The organism is Rhizobium leguminosarum, from assembly GCF_004123835.1.
GTDB lineage: Bacteria > Pseudomonadota > Alphaproteobacteria > Rhizobiales > Rhizobiaceae > Rhizobium > Rhizobium leguminosarum_M.
In genome coordinates, this window is record NZ_MZMU01000010.1 from 234,096 (window position 1) to 252,444 (window position 18,349).

At 63.1% G+C, this 18,349-nt stretch carries 11 protein-coding genes; 1 reads left to right on the forward strand and 10 read right to left on the reverse strand.

What is annotated here, in order from left to right; genetic code table 11:
• Nucleotides 1–227 precede the first annotated feature (227 nt).
• The 7 genes from B5P46_RS14570 to B5P46_RS14600 all read right to left on the reverse strand — a co-directional run bounded on the left by B5P46_RS14570 (nucleotide 228) and on the right by B5P46_RS14600 (nucleotide 11,251).
• A complete protein-coding gene (locus tag B5P46_RS14570) occupies nucleotides 228–2,633 on the reverse strand; it encodes a protein kinase domain-containing protein (RefSeq protein ID WP_129419271.1) in 2,406 nt (801 codons plus the stop codon).
• A gap of 42 nt (nucleotides 2,634–2,675) precedes the next feature.
• The gene (locus tag B5P46_RS14575) at nucleotides 2,676–3,848 is read right to left on the reverse strand and encodes a serpin family protein (protein WP_129419272.1); all 1,173 of its coding nucleotides are present in this window, start codon (nucleotides 3,846–3,848) and stop codon (nucleotides 2,676–2,678) included.
• A 13-nt stretch (nucleotides 3,849–3,861) separates the two neighbouring features.
• Nucleotides 3,862–6,357, reverse strand: a complete 2,496-nt coding sequence (locus B5P46_RS14580) for a trypsin-like serine protease (protein WP_129419273.1) — start codon at nucleotides 6,355–6,357, stop codon at nucleotides 3,862–3,864.
• Nucleotides 6,354–7,970 carry a caspase family protein gene (locus B5P46_RS14585; protein WP_129419274.1) on the reverse strand — a complete coding sequence of 539 codons (1,617 nt, stop codon included), beginning with the start codon at nucleotides 7,968–7,970 and terminating at the stop codon, nucleotides 6,354–6,356. Before B5P46_RS14585 ends, B5P46_RS14580 begins: the two co-directional genes overlap by 4 nt.
• Before the next feature lie 23 nt (nucleotides 7,971–7,993).
• The gene (locus tag B5P46_RS14590; RefSeq protein WP_129419275.1) at nucleotides 7,994–9,943 is read right to left on the reverse strand and encodes a DUF4384 domain-containing protein; all 1,950 of its coding nucleotides are present in this window, start codon (nucleotides 9,941–9,943) and stop codon (nucleotides 7,994–7,996) included.
• A gap of 210 nt (nucleotides 9,944–10,153) precedes the next feature.
• Entirely contained in the window at nucleotides 10,154–10,531 is a 378-nt protein-coding gene (locus B5P46_RS14595; RefSeq protein ID WP_129419276.1) for a hypothetical protein, read from the reverse strand.
• A gap of 129 nt (nucleotides 10,532–10,660) precedes the next feature.
• Entirely contained in the window at nucleotides 10,661–11,251 is a 591-nt protein-coding gene (locus B5P46_RS14600) for a hypothetical protein (RefSeq protein ID WP_129419277.1), read from the reverse strand.
• A 150-nt stretch (nucleotides 11,252–11,401) separates the two neighbouring features.
• On the opposite strand from B5P46_RS14600, the gene B5P46_RS14605 reads away from it, so the two are divergent.
• Nucleotides 11,402–13,012 carry a hypothetical protein gene (locus B5P46_RS14605; RefSeq protein WP_129419278.1) on the forward strand — a complete coding sequence of 537 codons (1,611 nt, stop codon included), beginning with the start codon at nucleotides 11,402–11,404 and terminating at the stop codon, nucleotides 13,010–13,012.
• A gap of 403 nt (nucleotides 13,013–13,415) precedes the next feature.
• Here B5P46_RS14605 and B5P46_RS14610 read toward each other — a convergent pair whose 3' ends face one another.
• The 3 genes from B5P46_RS14610 to B5P46_RS14630 are packed head-to-tail and all read right to left on the reverse strand — an operon-like array spanning nucleotide 13,416 to nucleotide 17,947.
• Nucleotides 13,416–14,678 (reverse strand): methyltransferase family protein, encoded by a 1,263-nt coding sequence (locus B5P46_RS14610; protein ID WP_129419279.1) that lies wholly within the window; start codon nucleotides 14,676–14,678, stop codon nucleotides 13,416–13,418.
• 17 nt (nucleotides 14,679–14,695) lie between these two features.
• On the reverse strand, nucleotides 14,696–15,343 hold the full coding sequence (locus tag B5P46_RS34915; RefSeq protein WP_245456171.1) for a tail fiber domain-containing protein: 648 nt from the start codon (nucleotides 15,341–15,343) through the stop codon (nucleotides 14,696–14,698).
• A gap of 24 nt (nucleotides 15,344–15,367) precedes the next feature.
• On the reverse strand, nucleotides 15,368–17,947 hold the full coding sequence (locus B5P46_RS14630) for a caspase family protein (RefSeq protein WP_129419282.1): 2,580 nt from the start codon (nucleotides 17,945–17,947) through the stop codon (nucleotides 15,368–15,370).
• Nucleotides 17,948–18,349: the final 402 nt, after the last annotated feature.

Sequence of the window (18,349 nt, forward strand, 5' to 3'; positions counted from 1 at the left end):
ATATACGCGCGTAATTTGTAATTTGGAATTGAAAAATGTCGAGATGTACCGCTTCAGCGCGAGCGGCCGGATGAAGAAGAAAGGGCGCTCAAGAACCTTATGGTCGGAGCGCCCTACGCTCCGTCGAAGTGTTGCACTGATGGACGCATTCCGGGTTCGCAGCAGATTACCCCGCCCCGGTGTCAGCGGCGCACGCCCTCCCTATTCGGTCCCACGTTTCACCGCGCTCACCGCAATTCGGCGGTGACGCGGAAGATGCCGCCGGCCGAGGCATCCGAGCAGACGACGAAGGTCGAGCCTTCCTGCGCCATGAAGGCGACATTGCCGCCGGCCTCGCAGGGTGTGGCGCTCCATTGCAGGATGATATCGCCGTTATCGGGCAGTTTTTCCGGCGTGATCTTCGCCGCACTTGCCATCCATTCCGTCGCCGACGGCAGGTGGACGGGCGCGTTCAGCTGTTTCGACAGCCAAGCGGTATAGTTCTGGGCGACGGCAAGCGGCACGTCGTCGGCCGGTTGCTGCGGATTGTCGGTATAGGCCTGGGCTGCGGCGGGATCGGAATTGGCGGTGTAATATTCCGCCATCTCGGCACGGGTGACGGCCTTCGTCTGCATGCAGAAGGACTTGTCGATCTTCACGGCGCCATTGGCGACGCCGAGCATGCCGCCGAGTTCCTGCATCGAGGAGGTCATCAGCCGGACATTCTCCAGCGAATAACTGCCCGCCGGCACGGTCTCGAAGGCAAGCGTCTGCGAAACCGGGCAGAAGCCGCGTGCCGACAGCGCCTCAAGATCGGCGAGGATCGGCTGGTAGGCGATGATCGCGAGCTTATAGGCCTCCGCGGTGTAGCGGCCGTCGGCCTCGCCGATCTTCGGCGCCAGAGCCGCAAGCGTCGGATCGGCAGCACCTGCGCGGGTTGCGATCGAGGCGCTGAGATCGGTGACCTTCTGCTTCAGCGCCGTCGCCTCGTCCTTCGCCGCCATGACATCGGCGATGACGGCGTCGAACAGTTTGGCGGCGTCGCCATAACCTGACGTCGCGGCCGGCATCTGCCATTGCTCGGCCTTGGCCTTGGCCTCGGTCATCAGCCCGCTTGCCTTGACGACGTCAGGACTATCGCCGGCGCCGATGCGATTGACGGTTTCGCGTTTGGCCGCCGCGTCCTTTTCGGCCGACGTCAGTGCGGTGAGCGCCTTGGCGAGATCGTCAAACGTCGTTTTCGACTCGTCGTAGGCGCCGACCGCAGCATGCATCTGCTTTGCGGTGGCGGCGTCGGCTGCAGTCTTCATCTTGGCGTCGGCCTCGGCAAAACCTGGCGCCTTGTCGCCGCCGGCGGCCGAAGCGGCAGCCTTCGCCTTTTCGGCATTCTCCTTCGAGATGCCGATCAACGCATTGCCGAGATTGATGGCGGCCGTCTGGAAGCCCGGAAGGGCCTTTTCGTAATCTTCGTCTTTGAGCAGGGCATCGGCCGATGTCAGCGCCGCGGCGCCGGTGTCATAGGAGAGTTTCGCCTGGTCACTGGCCGGGCGCTCCGGCGCCTTGGCGGCAATCGCCTTCTGCTTGCGGCTTTCGGCCTCCTTCTTCCAGGTTCCGACGTCGGCGACGAGCTTCGGATCCGGGGCCAGCAGCTTCGGGATGGTGAAGACGCCGACGCCGATGCAGATCAGCAGCAGTGCTGCGATGATGGAGATTTTGACAGGCGTCCATTTTTTTGGCTTCGGGGTGTCCTGCTGCTGCGGCATGCCGCCGCGCGGATCCCACGACATCGGCTGGATGCCTGTCGTCACGCGCGCAAATTCGCCCAGCGCATCGGCGCCCGTGCGCGGTCGCGCGGAGGGGTCGCGGCTCAGCATCCTTTCCACAAGGCTTGCAAGACCTTCGGGAAAGCCGGGGATCAGCACATCGAGGCGGGGAAAGATATTGGAAGGGTCGAGATGGATGTTCTTCCAGCTCTGCTCGCGCTGGTGCTCGTCTTCCCAGACCATGACGCTGTCGAAGACGCTGGCATAGGTCTGTCGCGGCAGGAAAAGCTTGTAGGCGATCATGCCCATGGCGTAGATGTCGAGCGCGGCGGAGGCGGAGAAGGTGCCGCTGGCATAGATTTCCGGCGCGCCGAATTCCGGCACATAGGGCGGGATGATGTGCTCGCCGATCTTCGAGATCAGGTGCAGGTTGCCGATCCGGACCGACAGGCCGGAATAATCCTCGGAGACGTAGATGCACTGGTCCGTCAGCGCATTGTGGGCGTAACCGGCGCCGTGCAGGGTCGCCAGGCCCTCGAGGATGTGGCGGCCGATCTCGGCTGCGCGTTCGTAAGCCACCATTTCGGTTTCGTCGAGATACTGATGCAGCGTTTTCGACGGCCGCTTCTCGACGATATAGAAATTGTCGTCTTCCGGCGACGGCGGAATGAGGTCCTCGATTTCGACGAAGCGCCGCGCCGTCAGCGATTTGGCTTCGTTGATGGAGGTCCAGACCCGCTCGAAACGCGCCTTGTCCAGTTTCAGCGCCATATCGGGCGCGACGATGAAGACCGCATGGTCCATCCGCTTGTCCTGGGCCGGATAGACGATGAACTCGTTCTCATAGACCGGCTCGCCGATCGTGTAGCGGGCGATCAGATCACTTCTCATGCACTTGTCCCCCTGCATTCATTGCATTCATGAAACCGAACTCTATTCGCCCACCAGAAGCGGATCGCCGATCAGGCCTGCGGCGAGCAGCAGGCCGGTTTTTGTATCGCGAAGCGCGAAGGCAAAACGGGCATCGGCCACGACACGAACAAGCTTCGGATCGATGCTGCGTTCCGTGATAACAGCCGTGGCTGCCGCTGCCTCCGTGCCGTATTCGTCAACCTTGATCATCGTCTTCTGAAGCACGCGCGCCAGGCTGATGTTTTCCTTGGTGAAACCCGGGAAACCCGCATCCTTGGCCTTCTCGGGCGCCACTCCCATCGCATTGAGTACCGGCATCAAATCACGCCCGTCGTTCAGGGAAAAGCGGGGCAGGAAGATTTCGCCCTTGGCGGCTTCGAATTTTTCCCCTTGCAGCCAGGAAGTGAGCGCCTTCAGGTCCGCGCCGCCTACACCCTTGCCGGAACGCGCCGCCACCACGACCATGCTGTAGCTCTCGCCGGCATAGGCAAGGTCGACGGCGGTGAATTTCTCGTCGAAGCGGAATTTCTGCCCATCGCCGGCAAGATGCATCATCGGCACCGAAATCGTCGACCCGTCCGGCCGCTGAAAGGGACTTGCCGGGCTTTCCCTATCGAAGGAGGTTTTCCAGTGCGCCTTGAAGGAAAGCGCGCCGAGGCTGACGAAGCCGCCGCCGGGCGGTGCGTCCAGGATGACGGGAATGGCGCCTCGCGTTGCCTGTTTGACCCAGCCATTGATGTGCTCGACCGATTTCGGTCCGTCGAGATCCTCGATCGAGGGCTTGATGCTGTGGCCGGCGAGCATGGAGAGCGCATCGGGGACGAGCACCAGCTTGTCGTCGAAGACGATCGCGACCGCCGTCGTCAAAGGCGCATCGGCCGCTGCCGGCTTTCCCGGGGTCATTGCGTCAAGCACCGTCTCCGGTCCCTTCACCTCGCCGCCGAAGCCGAGGCCCTTGGCGATCGAGGCTTTGCCCTCGTCGGAGGCGCCGAGGCTTGCGAGACCGAGTGCTGCGGCAAGGCTTGCCGGCGACACCATGATATTGGCAGCACCCTCCTTTGCCAGCGTACGGTCGATCAGTTCGGCCGCAAGCCCTGCTTGTGCGGCAAGCATCGCACTGCTGTCGCCGGCATGAGCTGGGGCAAGCGTCATCAGGGAAGCGGCAAGACCCGCCAGCAGAGTGGATTTCGGCATGGTTCGCTCCTGTTCAGCGGATGCGATAGAATTTGGAATCGAACGACCATTTGCCTTGGGCGCCGTTCTCGTCGTCGCCGACGATCCGGAGGCTTCGGGCGAGATCGTAGACATAGTTGAAGGCAGCGCGCTGGCCGACGAGCGGCGTCGGCACATCGGGCAGGTCGAGCACTTCGATCGGCTTGTCGCTGAGGATGGCGACGACCATGCCGACACCGGCCGGCCCCTCCACCACATATTCGAAGCCGGTATAGGGATTGCGCGCATCGGGCACGACGACCGGGCGGGCTGGATCAAGCCGGCTGTCACCGCTTTTGGCCGTCGGTTTCAGGCCCATCGAGCGCTTGTTCGGGTAAAGCTGCGTCAGCTTGCCGGAGGCGTCGATATCGACCAGGATCAGATAACCGGACTTTTTGGTGGAGACACGCATCGCCACCTTGTCGCCGATGCTGACCGCGGTGCCGGGCAGCACGTCGACGGCGACGCCCGCCTCGTTGTCGCTCTTCAGCGTGTTCTCGACGGCGGCGACGGGCGTCTTTGCCTCCTCGCCGGTGATGACATCCCGGCCGAGCGCATCCGGCTGGCCATAAAATTGCGGCACCGGGGTGAAGCGGCAGTCTCCCGCATGCGTCCGGCAATATTCGTCGGATTTGCGCCGGACATAATCGAGAAGCGCGGCATTGCTGACATTCGGCTTGTCGGCGGCGCGCGCCACGCCATCCTGCACGCCTTCGATGAAGTGGCGGGTGAAGACGCCGAGCGCCGGCTTGGCCTCGCGGTCGACAAGGGCCCACTGCCCAGAATTGACGGCCGACCAGACCATGGCGTTTTCGCCGCCGAAGGAGAATTTCGCTTCCTTGCCAGACTTGTTCGGCGGTTCGAGCGCTGCCAGCGCCGGGCCGAGGCAACGCACGGTGCCGGAGGGTGCGGCCACCGCGCTGCGGCTGCCGGGCCCGACATGGCAGGCATCGATCAGCAGCGTGACGCGGCGGTCCTTGAGGCTGTTCAGCCGGGCGGCGATCTCCGTTTCGCGGATCTGGTTGGTGACGGTCACCTTGCCGCCCTCGCGCACCAGCTTGGCATCGACTGCCACCAGCGTCGGGCTGGTCGTCGCCTCCGCGCCCATTTCTTCCGAGCCTTGGCCGCTGAAATAGAGAAAGACGCGGCTTCCGGGCGTCGACTGGCGCACCAGCCAGTCGTCGATCTCGGCAAGGATTGCCTCGCGGGTCGCCTTGCGGTTGGTCAGCGTGTGGATCTGCTCCGGGCGGTAGGCGAGCGTCTTGGCGAGGAAGACCTGCATGGCTTTCACATCGGTGGCGGAACCGGTCAGCTTCGCCTCGCGCATCTCGTAGTCGTCGATGCCGATCAGCAGCGCGCGGTCGCCCGGCGAGCTTTCGATCACCGGCGTCTGGACGACTGGTGGCTGAACGGCTGGTTCGTCGGCGGCGGGCTGGTTAGCCGGCGTGTCGGCAGCAGGCGTTTCGGTCGTGCCGGCGGGCGGGGTGGTGATGGCGAGATTCGCCTCTTCCTGTCCGGACTTCCTCTGTTTCGTCCCGCCACTGGTCGTGGTGGACGCGACCTGATCGCCGGCGGCAGGTCCTTCAACGTTTGGCACGTCGCCGTCGGTCTTTGCGGCGATCCAGTCGCGGAAGGCGGCAACACGGGTATAGACACCGTAATGTTCGGCCTCGGCGCAGCCGGCGCCCCAGCTGACGACGCCGAGCTGGATCCAGCGCTTGTCGGGACGCTGGGCGACCAGCGGCCCGCCGCTGTCGCCCTGGCAGGCATCCTTGCCGCCTTCGGCATAACCGGCGCAGACATTGCGCTCGTCGATCGGGTTCATGCGCATCGAACTGTCGCGATAGGCGGCGCGGCAGTCCTCGCGCGGGACGATCGGCAGTTCCACTTCCTGCAGCTCGGTCGGCAGGTATTTGTCGTCCCAGCCGTGATCGGCCTTGGTGTAGCCCCAGCCGGTGACGACGGCCGGGTGGCCGGCGGCCTCCACCTCGTCATCGGAGGTCGAGGCAAGGATTGCCGGCTTCGATTTAGCGGGCTCGCTCAGCTTGATGAGGGCGATATCGTTGGCGAAGACCTTGCGGTCGAAATCTTCGTGAATGATCACCTCTTCCACGGCAAGGCCCGGCTTGTCGGGCCCGTCGACCGCGATCACCTTGTCGATCTTCGACTTGCCCTCGACGATCAGCAGGTCGCGGGCGAAGAGATCCTGCTTGCCGGAGCGGCCGCTGGTGACGCAATGGGCGGCCGTCAATATCCAGCGCGGTGAGATCAGCGAGCCGCCGCAATGGCCGCCAAAGCGGCCGCGCTGTTCGGGGTCGGGTGCCAGGATCTTTACCTGCCAGGGCCATTCGCCCTTCTTGGCGGCCTGGCCGCCGATGACACGCCCGCCATCCTCACCGGCGAAATCGGTATCCTGCTGCGCCAGCACGGGAGTAGCCAGAAGCAGCACGACGGACGCAATATTGAGGACCCTGCTGATCGACGTGCTCATAGCTTGGCTCCGGCGGAGGTATAGAGGACCGTAAATCCGACGCGTGCACCTTCGGGCAGGAATTCGCCGAGGCGCTTGGCGATATTGCCGGCGGTGCGGCGCCTGTCGTTCTGCTTCAGGAATTCAATAAGTTCGGGCATCGGGGTTTCAGAGGTGACGGCGACGAGCAGGTCCGTGCCGAAAGGTGCGACGACGGAAAGATCGAGATCGAAGGTCTGAGACATCTCAGCATCGACCTCCTTCTCGCCGGGATAGAGGAACTGCACGGTTCCATCGCCGGTGACGTCGAAGAGTGCGAGCTTGCGGCCCGATATATCGGACACCGTGACGCCGACGCGTTCACCTTCGCGATGGACGGTATCGGAAGGCGTCACGCGCACGGTCTGCGGGTTTGTCTCCGACAGCCGCTTCAGCGCATCGAGCGCGGCCATCCGGTCGATGACGAAAGGCATGTCGCCGGCGCCGACGCCGGAGGCGACGACATCGCCGCCGGCAATCGCCTCGTGTTTTTCCGGATCGAAGAGAAGTTCGGCATCAGCACCCTCCGTCAGCTTGAACGGCGTGACGGCGGGATCGATCCCCTGCAGCACCGGCTCGGAGCCGAGGGCGGCAACGCTGATCGGCGCGGGCTCGGCGGGCAGCGGAGCGTTTGATGTCTCCGCCGCCGCCTGGGCCCCCGCCCCTTCGAAATTATAGACGACGGCGCGATCGAGATCGGTTCCGGGCGGGCTTTCGGTAAAGATGTTCTGCCGCTGGTTGGTGAACTGGTAGACCGCCTGGCGCACATATTCGAACAGTTCGCGGCGGCTGACGGCGCCGTCGCCGTTCCGGTCGGCTGCCCCTTCGAAAGCGCGAGCGGTGGCATAGCTCAGCGCACCGCGTTTCTGCGGAATGCCGGGAATGGTGATCTCGGGCGACTTGGTGTTCTCGTCGACGGCGGCGAGAAAGGTCAGCCGCTTGAAATCGAAGCCGGTGGACAGCGCATCCGCCGTGGTCGAAATCGGCGCGAGGTCGTCCTCCTCGATCGTATAGGAAGGCGCCTGACGCCAGGTGATCTCGGCGCCGCGCGGATCGACGTCGCGGGTCATGCCGCCGGCATGGCAGGTATCGGCGATGAAGACGACATCGGCGCCCTTGGCCTCGAGATTGCGGATCAGCGTCTTGAATTCGTCGCCGAAGATGCGCTCGCGCGATCCCGGCAGCCGGGTGTCGAAGCCTGCAAGGATATAGACCTCGTCGCGGCCGCTCGGTTTGGAACCCTTGACGCGCTCGGGCTCGCTCGAGCCGTGGCCGGCGATGCCGAGCACGATCAGGTCGCCAGGCCCTGCCCGTTCCGTCACGGCCTCGATCGCATGGAAGATGCCCTCGCGATCGGCAGCACCATTCTTCAGCAGCGTCATGTCCTCGACGCCGACCGAGCGCAGTGAAAGCGAAAGATCCTCGGCATCGGCAACGGCGCCGTGCAGCGGCGGAACGTTGCGGTAGAGGTCGATGCCGATCAGCACGGCCCTGACCGCACCACGCTCGGGCGCCTCGATCACCTTTGCCAGGCTGTCGGTGGCCGCCATGGCGAGGAGGGCAAGTGCTGCGGCCATGGAAACGAATGCGGTCATGGCCAGTTTCCCCCTCGCCCGGCCTATTCGCGGCGCCATTCGACGCGGCGGTTCAGCGCATCGACATCGTCTTCGGTGAGGTTTGCGGTTGCCGTGACGTCCACCGGCTCGGAAGCTCCGCGGCCTTCGGCGTCGATTGTGGCGTCGAGTCCGTGGCTCTTCAGGAAATCGGCAACGGCCTGAGCACGGCGCTCGGACAGCTTCTGATTATAGTCGTCACCGCCGCGGCGATCGGTGTGACCGACGAGGATGATGCGGCCGGGCTTCTGCTCCTTCAGCGCCTCCAGCAATTCCTGGGCGGCTTCGGTGCCGATCGAGGTGAAGCTCGACTTGTTGAAATCGAAGGTGATCGGAACCGGAATGGAGACCGGCACGATGCCGCGCACATTCTCGGAATAGATGCCGCCGAGCACGCCGCTGCGGTGATCCTTCTCGGCCGGCACGAAGCTGCCTTGAGGATTGTCGCTCGTCGGGTTGGCGGCAAGGATGCGGGCCTGGGCGGCGCGCTGGATGAGATCGGAGATCGTCTCGGCGGGCGGCGCCTTCGGCGTGCGGGTCTCGTTCTTGATGATCTCGATCGCCTGCTGGTAATCGGCGGCGGCATCGGCGAAGCGGCGTGCGGAGAAATAGATCTCGCCGAGCGTGGCGGAGGCCTGCCAGAGCACCTGCGGGCTGTCGGCGGCGACAAGCAGCGGCTCGTAATCGGCGACCGGCTGGTTGGCGGCCATCATCTCCTGGGCAGCGGAAAGCCTGAGGGCCGCGACGCGGCGCTGGGCATTCACCTGGAACTGGCCGCAATCGGCGCTGACGGCAATCGCATCGGCCTCAGCCGCGGCAGCGCTGATATCCTTGGCGGCAACGGCGGTATTCAGCTTGTCGAGAAGGGTGGTGCAAACAGGCGTATCGGCGTTCGCTACCTCGATCTCCTCGCCGGCTTGATCAGGTTCTGCCGAACGGCCGAGGTTTAGCTGCGGCATCTTGATACTGAAACCGCCGGGAAGCTTGAATTGCGGCATCTTGATCTGCGGCATCGGCAGTTTCGGCATCTTCGTCTGCGAAGACTGGCTCGGCTGCTTGTGTTGCGTCGGCTGTTTATATTGGGTCGGCCGGGTGGATGAGGTGGTGTCGGCCGGACCGATCAGCTCCAGTTCGTCGGCGGCAAGCTCCTGGCCGGGCGCCAGATTGGTGACGATCTTGTATTTCTTCGGCGGCTGCTGGGTGGCCTGTTCGACAGGCTTCGGCGCGACCTTTTTCGGGGCAGCCGGCTTCGGTTTTTCCACCACCGTTTCCGGCTTCTTGGCGACTTCCTGTTTCGTTACCGGTTTCGGCTTCGGAGCGGCCGCAGGTTTCGGCGCAACGGGCGGTTTTGCAGCCTGCTCGACCGGTTTCGCTGCGGGGGCGGCTGCGACGGGCGGGATGGCAGCTGGACTATCGACCGTCGTCAGCATCAGCGTCTTGCTGCTGATCTTGGTGCCGAGGCTGCGGGCTTCTTCAAGGCTGCGGGAAACGGCATCCATGCCGCCGTCGATCGAGCGGAACATGCCGCCGCCGCTGCTGCCGAGATCGGCGAAGATGTTGAGCGGCTTGGAGGAATAGAAGACTTTGATCTGCTCCTGGCCGACCGGGCCGGAAACCTGCAGCTTGGCGCCGCTTGCCGGATCCGGCACCTGCACGCGCTTGCCGGCGCCGACAAGGGCGTCGGTCTGGTACTTGTTCGGGAAAAGTTTCACGACCGCGCCGTTCGGCGAGACGTTCAGCACCGTGACATAGGCGTTCTCGGTCGACTGGATGAAGAGGCCGACAGCTTCGCCGATGGCGTATTTGGCTTCAGCGCGATCGAAGGTGATGCTGACGGGCCCGGTCTGCGCCGGCGCTTCGGTTAATGTGCGTTCGTTCTGCGCCTCGACGGCGGGAACCACCGAAAAGAACGAAAGAAAGGTGGCTGCTGCCAGGATGGCTTTGCGGTTCGGCATTGAAAAACCTCCTCTTCGAACATCTCACACTGTGTTGAAGATGAGAATAGCACTGACTGGCGAAATTGGGATGGCTTCGCCTGTCTTGCTTGAGGGAGGGTTACAAATTATTTGGAGCCTGGAAGAATCCGCCAAGGCAAAGACGTGAGCAAGACTCACGCTCTGGAATATCCGGGGCCCGTTATAGTCCGTTCAACTGCGAGGAGATGGTTAGTTCTTGGGTTTCTGCCCGGCTGATTTCAAAATCGAGATCAGATCGCTCATTCCTTCGGGCGAGGAATTGTAGAGCCAGAGAATATCCGGATTGTCGACCGTGAATTCCTTGCCGGGGCCTGAGCCCATGTCGCGGCCGGGCGAGGTCGCGTCGGGCAGCTTCGCCTCGCCGGGCGTCAGCCCCTTGGCGCGTTCGTGTTCGGCGATGATCGCAGTCGCCGCAGCAAAGGCCTTTTCGTCATGTTGGCGCAGCGCCGCAAGCGAGGGGTTTCGCGCCGCAAGCGCGTCTTCGGCCGGGCCGGAATGCGCGAGCTCCGGTATCTGCAGCGCCAGCAGAAGGCTGATCGACAAGGTTATGAGCCAGGATTTCGTCATCGTCGTCACATCCGTTATCAACCTGATGCGCGCCGCAATAGCGCAAGCAGAGCGACAATAGGGAGAGGCCGGAAGGAAGGCAACGGCGCTCAGTGCCAATCGATTGGGAGGGTTGAAATCGGCTGGAGATCAGAGGATCTTCAATTGCTGCAGGCCAAGGCGCAGATCGCGCAGCATCTCGCCGAAAATCTCCTCGATCATTCCGGTCGACCAGACGACCATGGTGCCGTAGGGCGAGCGCTTGCGCTGCATGAAGCCCGCCGTCTCGAAATCGATCAACGTCTTGCGGCAGGTCTCGCTCGACATCACCGCGACGAGAAAACGGGCGAGGTTGGACTGGTCGATCGCGCCGGCTTTTTCTGCCCAGTTCTGGATCAGTCGCGGCTTGGTGTCGGCGGTGAACATCGAGGCGAGCGCACGATCCTGTGAAAGCCCCAGACGCTGCAGCTTGGCCGGATCGCGGGTGAGCGAAACCACGTAATCATTGTGCAGATCGGCGAAGCGTTCGATATCTTCGGCGGTGCTGATGCCGAAGACCTTCATCGAATAGAGGAACTCGGCCATCAGATAGGTCGGCTCCGAGCGCAGTTGCGCCAGATGCTTGTCGTCCTTGCTGGCCGAGGCGGCGCAGACGCGGTCTGAGAAACCTATTCTCGCCGCGCGAACCTGCTCCAGCAAGCTTATGTCGAGCGCCAGTTCGTCACCGTTCCATTCCAGCATAAGCATTTCCTGCCGACAAATCTTCGAGACGATGTTCTTGTACTATCGCCGGCGCAGATCTCCAAATCGTTTGGAAAGCAACGACTTGCTGACGAGCCATATCTAGCCTACCATTTTTGAAAGACGTGACGGTCCTTGGGGGTCGAGGCAATGCGTAGTTTTGGGTCGCATATTTTGTTTGCCGCGGCACTTGCGGTCGCCTCGCCGGTTTTCGCCAAAGATACGACGATCATCGAGCTTCGCGGCGGCGACGGCGCGCGTTCGGTCGGCATCATCTCTTCCAACGAGGAAGCGGAGGCATCCGGGCCGGCGGCGATCACCGTCGGCGACGACGGCACCATTTACATCCTCGACCAGAACAACGGCCGCGTGCTCGCCGTCGATGCCGAACGCTCGCAGGCCGAGCCTGAGATCCTGCCGCTGCCGGAAAATGCGACGCCGGAGGATCTCGCCGTCGTCCACAACGAACTTTACCTCTGGTCGGACGGCGTCGTGCCGCTCGAGCGCTCCACCGATGCCGACGGCCGGTCGCAGACGCTGCGCGCCGTCGACGGCGGCGGTGATGCCGACGACTACACCCGCTCGGTCTTCGCCTCCATGGGCTCGGTATCGCCGGGGCCGCTGAACAGCATCATCGACGAGATCGGTCGCAGCACCAGCCGGCCCGAGGCCCGCCCGCCGATCATTCAATATGTGCCGAGCCGAGGGCTCGGCGATATCGTTGCCGAGGTCTCGGCTGCCGCAAACGACAAGGCGGAGATCTTGCTGCGGCGCAGCAGCTCGGAGGAGAATTTCCTTTCGCTGCAGCTCGCCTCGGAAGGGCGGATCGGCACCGTCGAACTTCTCGACATCGACACGACAGGCAGGCCCTATGCGCTGGTCGAGCTCGTGCCCGCCGACCGGCCCGAGCGCACCGGCATGCTGGTGGTGCGCTTCACGCCGAACGGCGCGATGGACCGGGTCTACGACCTGCCGATCGAACCGGGCACGGTATTCTCCAGGCGCTTCGTGGCGATCGGTCCGCGCGGCGATGTGCTTTATCTGCGCTCGCAGGAAAGCCGGGCGCAGGTGCTGCGGCTCGACGGCCGGGAGCCCGGCCGCAAGCTTGCCGTCGCTCGGCCCACCAAGCAGCCGAATGCCGGCAAGCCCGGCAAGACGCCGAAGGTGGCGATCGTGCCGAAATCGCGCAGCGACGTCATCGAGCGGGCAATCGGCTTCGAGACGCTGAACTGGCGGGTGACACCAACCGCCTATGGCAGGGATCCCGGCCCGGGCTGCGTCAACATGAACCGGCTGCGCCGCCCGATCTACCTGATCGGCAAGCGCGGACAGACGGTCAAGGGTGTTCCCTACTGCTGGGGCTGCAAGACACCGCTCGAAAATTTCATCGGCGGCGTGGAAAAGGGCCAGACCGCCGGCAACGTCTGCACCAAGAGCGCGCCGCAATCCAACATTCTCGGCGTCGACTGCTCCGGTTTCGTCAGCGACGCCTGGGGCCTGAAGATGCACGTGACGACGCGGGCCATCCCCGGGATCACCAAGCGCCTCTCCGACCCCTGGTCGATGCGGCCGGGCGACGCGTTGAACAAGCCGGGCTCGCATGTGCTGCTGTTCATGCGCTTCACGGCCGACAAGAAGGTGGAGGTGATGGAGGCCTCGCCGAATGCTTGCAAGGGTCGCGTCTGCCGCAATACCTATTCGCTCGGCAGCCTGTTGATGCGCGGCTATCAGCCGGTGCGCTTCAAGGGGCTCGACGGCTGAACGGCGGAAGCGTCACGCCGGTCTGCTGCATAATTCAAAGTATTACAGTGGCCGCCGCATGCTGTATCGGACGCCAAGTCCGGCATGCGCTGTGCAGGATCGGCTTTACATCGCGTTTGCCAACGCCAACCCCTCGGATTACCTCCGCCTGCCGGCCCACCGCGTGGTGGAACTGGGCCCTCACGTTACTATTTGATGGGTGCGGACCTCGTTCCTTACGCGGGTGTCCGCGCCGTGATTGGTCCGCCACTCCGTCCTCCGTCATGCTCGGCCTTGAGCCGAGCATCCATACCGCACCCACCAGCAGCTGCGGCATGGGTCCTCGGCTCAAGGCCGAGGACGACGGAGATTGGGGATGCGTTCCCGCCGATCTCCCTCTGGTTTAAGTCCTCTGCGCGTCTTTTCAGACACGCGGCGCTGTAAGCGCCAGCCGCCGCTTCGCCATCGCCAGAAGCCCGTGCGCCGCGACGCGCTCGGCATAGTCCCGATAGGCAGGATCCCGGCTCAGCATGCGTTCTTCCGCTCGCGCGCGCAGCAGGTAGATAAGACTGACGATCGCCAGCATGCCGGCCCGGGCAAGCCCTTCCGCAAGGCCGCTGGCGAGGAAACCTGGGATCGCAACCAGCCACCAGGCGATGTTCTTCGAGACATAGGCCGGATGCTTCATGAAGCGATAGGGGCCCGATGTGATGATGCCGCGATGCGTGAGATTTGAAAATCGCGGCCCGAAAGCGACGGTCGCCCAGACATAGATGACGGTGCAGAACAGCGTCGCGACGCTCCAGAAGATAAAGACGGCCGAGCCTTCCTGGATCACGGTCTCCCAGCCCGGCCCCTCGCCATAGGGCACGAAGGCATGCGAGATGGCAGGGAAGAACGGCTCATAACAGATGAGGCAGACGAGCCAGCCGAGTGCCGTCGTCTCCGTTGCCCTGACATGCCATCCGAAAAGCTTGAAAGTCGCGACATAGCCGCCGGCGGCAAGCACGACGTCGACAAGAAAGGCGAGCTGCAAGAGGCCTTCGAACCAGGCCGCCGAGAGCGGCGGAAACGCCCAGGCCGGCTTCTCGGCAAGATTGGAAAGAGCTGCCATGCCGCCCGAGAACATCAGGACGAGAAAGAAGCACTTGATCGCAAGCAGGCGCAATGCGAACAGCACGTCCTCCTCGCGAAAATCCTGCATCAACACCGCGCGCCCGACCTGATTGAGATAATCGTCGGGCTCCTCCGCGACCAGATCGGTGACCGCGACGTAGAGCATGGTTGCGCCGGCAAGTGCGATGGAAAGGGGAATAGTGGTGTGGCCAGCCTCGACGATCCATCGGACCGCCGACGACTGCGTGAAAAACGGAAAGACCGAACAGGCGATGACGACCACGCCAAGCAGCGCGGCGAGGCCCACAAGCTTCGTTCCGATGCGACGCCAGAAAATGGCGGGAGCCTCGTCTCGTCTCTTTCGCGATACCCAGGTCGAACGAGCAGCGAATGTGCCGTCGACGGCGATCCACGCCAGGAGAAGGCAGAACACGGCAAGCGCCATTGCCTTGCCGGGCTCAAGCTGGAGATAGGTCGAGAGCGAAATGCCGATAAGAACTCCGGCAAGGGTCGCCGCCTGGCTCACAAGAGGGCTGCCGGTCTCGGTATCCCTGTCCTGCGGTATCGGCACGCGCTCGGCCTTCTCGATTACATTGCCGGCTGAACGGAGCCCCGAGAGCGTTTCCGTGCCGCCCGAGTCGCAAGCGCCATCGCTGCTTCAGCGGTCAGCGAAGACGCATCCTCCGGCAGCGAGATCATCGCAATATCGAGCTTGTCGTAATCGACCATGTAGTAACCCGATGCGGTTTCGATAACTGCCCCAGGCCTGATCGCCAATAGATCCTGCGCCATCGTGCCGACGAACAGCGGGCCGCCCCAGATGTAGCGGAAGGCATAGACTGGTATGCCCTCGGCCGAGGTGCCGAGCCGACGAATATCGGTCTTCAGGCGGCGATCGGACCAGCCCCCGCTGGAACTCGATGAACTGCTGGAGCTGGATGAACTGCTCGAACCAGAAGAACCGCTAGAGCCAGAGCCGCCACCCATGCCGCCGCCGCCGGAATTCCCACTGGAACTGTTCTCGGAGCGAGCGAAAGCCGGTTGATTGCTCGTTGTGGGCACTCTTCTGACGGTGGACGCGGTTCTCCTGGTCGGCGTGGCGCTCCTGGCCGCCGGCTCTTCGCTGGCGAACAGCGTCCTGGCGCCAGGATCGAAGATGCAGCTCTGCAGGATTGCGCCTGAGCCTGCGATGAATGTCGAGCACAATAGGACACGGATGATTAGCTTGCTGTTCATGTAGGGCGCCCCCGGACCGCCGTTTCAGAAGAGATCGTACCTCGGATTTCGTTTTACCCAGGTCGCCTTGGCGAGCTTGACGAGCCTGTCATCGAGCGACTTGGTCTTCGGAATTGCCTTTTTTTCCTGAGCGGTCAGCTCGGCGGCAAAGGCTGTCTCCGCTTTTTTCTTCGCGGCGCCAGGCATCCTCTTGAGTTCCGCCAGCGCCTGGTTCTTCGGATCGCCGCTGCCCGGCATGTTGATGGCGGTCGCCAGCGCGAAATAACGGGACGCGATCGCAAGGCTGTCAGCGTCCGCACCCTCTTCCTTCGCGAGCATCGCGCGGTCGAGAGCACCCCAATAATCGCCGCGTTCCGCGCCCATCTCCAGCCACTTCACCGCTTCCGCCTTGTCCGCGGCAACGCCGATACCGTCGCGATACATGCGCCCGAGGTTTGTCGGCGCATAGGGCTGACCGCCCTCCGCCGCCCGCGTGAAAAGGTCGAGCGCTTTCGGGAGATCCTCCGGAGCGCCTTTTCCGAAACGGTAGACGAGCGCGAGATTGTTCAGCGAATAGATGTCGTTGCGCTGGACGCCGGCCTCGTAGAATCGGATAGCCCGCTCCGGATCGGCCGGAACGTTGACGCCGTTCAGGAAGATATAGCCGAGCTCGTTCATCGCATAGGTATGCCCGAGATCGGCGGCCTGCAGCATCAGGCGCAACCCCAGCTGCTGATCGGCCTTGGTGCCGCGGCCGTAGTAGAGGGCCTTGCCGTAGCTATGCAGGGCGAAGGGATCGCCCTTGGCCGCACCACCCTTGGCGATCTGGCTTGCCTTGGCTGCGTCGCGCGGGACGGAGGCACCGAACTCGTAAAGGCTCGACAGTTCATAGATTGCCCGGACATGCCCGGCATCCATCGCCTTGTTGATCGTCGCAAAAGCCGTCTTGGCGTCGCGGTTGGCAAGCTGGGCACGGCCGAGCTGATAGACGAAGCGCGACACCTCGGGATAGGCCTTCACTGCTTCCATGCAGGCGGGCAGTGCATCATCGGGGTCGATCTCGTTCGGCAGCTTGCCTGCTGTCACGCCCTGCAGGTCGAGTGGTGCTGCGGCTGATGTGTCGCAGGCGTCGAGCGTCGGCTTGAAAGTGACGGTCGCCGGCGGCAAGTCGTCGTTGGCGGCCTGCAGCGTCAGGGCGAAAGGCTGGTTTTCGGTGCCGATCTGCGGCTCATAGGAAAGAGCGGGAATATCGGCTGCTTCGAGCACGTGACCGAGCCCGATCACCCGGTCTCCGGCGCGCAGCGTGCCCTTGTCGGGCAGGGCCGCGACCTTGAAGGTCATCTCCGCGGCCGATGCCGGCACGACCGGCAGGCTGGCTTCAACAGGGCCGACGCCGATCGTCGTGTCCACGTCGCGCGGCAGGGTCTTCAGATAGGCGTCGGCATCGGCGAGCCGCACCTGCTTTTCCTGTTCGAGCTGGGCGAGCTTGGCGCCGGCATCCGCCGAGACGGTGATCGCGACGACACCCTGCGTCGCCTGGCCGTAAGGGTCGCTGACGGTATAGCCGATCAGGCCGACGGTTCCGGCGGCAACACCTGATGAATCATAGGTCAGCGCCGTCAGTGCCGCGGCAGGCATCTTCGCGCCCTGCTCGACCGGCTTGCCGTCGAAGCTGAGCTTGCCGGTCTTGGGAAGCTGGTTGAGGGTGACGAGCAGCGCCGAGCCGGTCTCGTCATGCGGCGGGGCGATCGGCAATTTGGTCGTGGCCGCACCCTCCGGCACGCTCACCTGCTGCATCGGTTCGACGCTTGGCGGCGGCGGCGCCGGAATGAAATAGAAGCTGTCCATCAGGGAGGAGTTTTCCCAGGGAACCTGCTTGCCGTTGGTCATGGCGATCACATCACGGCGCACATCGGTCAGGACCTGGCGGATTTCCTTGTTGGGTTCGCTCGCCCGCTTGATGAAGGATTCGGAATAGGGGCTGAGCGCCCCGGTGCCATCGAGCGCGACCTGACCGGGTTCGGTCGAAAAGGCGATCAGGCTGCCGAGATCGCTGTCGATGCGCGCAAGTCCGCGTGTGGCGCCGACCGGTTCCAGTTTTTCCGCCATCCAGAATTTCTGGGCATTGAAGGGATTGTTGCGGCAGGCGTCGAGGAAGATCAGCTGTACCCGCGAATTCTGCTTGAGATGGTTCAGGATGAGGTCGAGCGGCATGGTCTGCGTCTCGACGTCATAGGGCGTCTCCAGTGTCGCATCGACCGGCACGATGAAATTCTGGCCGCCCACCTGGATGCCGTGGCCCGAATAGTAGATCAGGCCGGCCTCGGCATTGCTGGTCGAACGCAGGAAGCGGCGCACCGTATCTTCGAGCCCGATGCGGTCGACATTGACGCCGATCGTCACGTCGAAACCGGCCGCGCGCAACGTGGTCGCGACCTCTTCGACATCATTGGCAGGATTGGGAAGCGAGGGCAGCGTCTTATAGACCGAGTTGCCGATGACGAGGGCGACGCGGCGTCCGCTCTCCTCGGTGATGGCGGCATGTACCGTGCCGATCGACAGCAGCATTGCTGCGACGATCAGCAGATAAGCGCACAGTCTCTTGACGTGGTGAAACTTGGGCATGGCTCGATCGCAAACATTCTATTGTCTAAGTTCAATAAAATTTGCTGGCCTGCTGGTGCTGGGCCCCCTCCGCATTCACAATTCAAAACTATTCCTCGGCGCTCTAAAAAGCAAGCTTCGCCGCCTCCAAGTGAATTGGAGCAGTCCCGTTAGATTGGAAGCCTGTCCCGAGCGGGAAAGACTATGGAAATCAGGAAACAAACATGCGACTGAGGGCAGATACGTCAATTATGGTGACGTTTTCTTGGAGTCTCTCGTCGGTCAGCTTGGAGCATTCCGCTGACAGTAGTCTCCAGAGATCTTTTTTTCGGAATGTCTTTGTCGCAAACAGCTGCACACTTTAGCGAGACATGCTTTAGTTTAGGAAAGAGGGCGCTGAAACATTTTCAATCCTCGCATCGT

Coding starts and splice junctions, on each gene's coding strand:
- B5P46_RS14570 (WP_129419271.1), bottom strand. CDS start 2,633: ATGAGAAGTGATCTGATCGCCCGCTACACGATCGGCGAGCCGGTCTAT.
- B5P46_RS14575 (WP_129419272.1), bottom strand. CDS start 3,848: ATGCCGAAATCCACTCTGCTGGCGGGTCTTGCCGCTTCCCTGATGACG.
- B5P46_RS14580 (WP_129419273.1), bottom strand. CDS start 6,357: ATGAGCACGTCGATCAGCAGGGTCCTCAATATTGCGTCCGTCGTGCTG.
- B5P46_RS14585 (WP_129419274.1), bottom strand. CDS start 7,970: ATGACCGCATTCGTTTCCATGGCCGCAGCACTTGCCCTCCTCGCCATG.
- B5P46_RS14590 (WP_129419275.1), bottom strand. CDS start 9,943: ATGCCGAACCGCAAAGCCATCCTGGCAGCAGCCACCTTTCTTTCGTTC.
- B5P46_RS14595 (WP_129419276.1), bottom strand. CDS start 10,531: ATGACGAAATCCTGGCTCATAACCTTGTCGATCAGCCTTCTGCTGGCG.
- B5P46_RS14600 (WP_129419277.1), bottom strand. CDS start 11,251: ATGCTGGAATGGAACGGTGACGAACTGGCGCTCGACATAAGCTTGCTG.
- B5P46_RS14605 (WP_129419278.1), top strand. CDS start 11,402: ATGCGTAGTTTTGGGTCGCATATTTTGTTTGCCGCGGCACTTGCGGTC.
- B5P46_RS34915 (WP_245456171.1), bottom strand. CDS start 15,343: ATGAACAGCAAGCTAATCATCCGTGTCCTATTGTGCTCGACATTCATC.
- B5P46_RS14630 (WP_129419282.1), bottom strand. CDS start 17,947: ATGCCCAAGTTTCACCACGTCAAGAGACTGTGCGCTTATCTGCTGATC.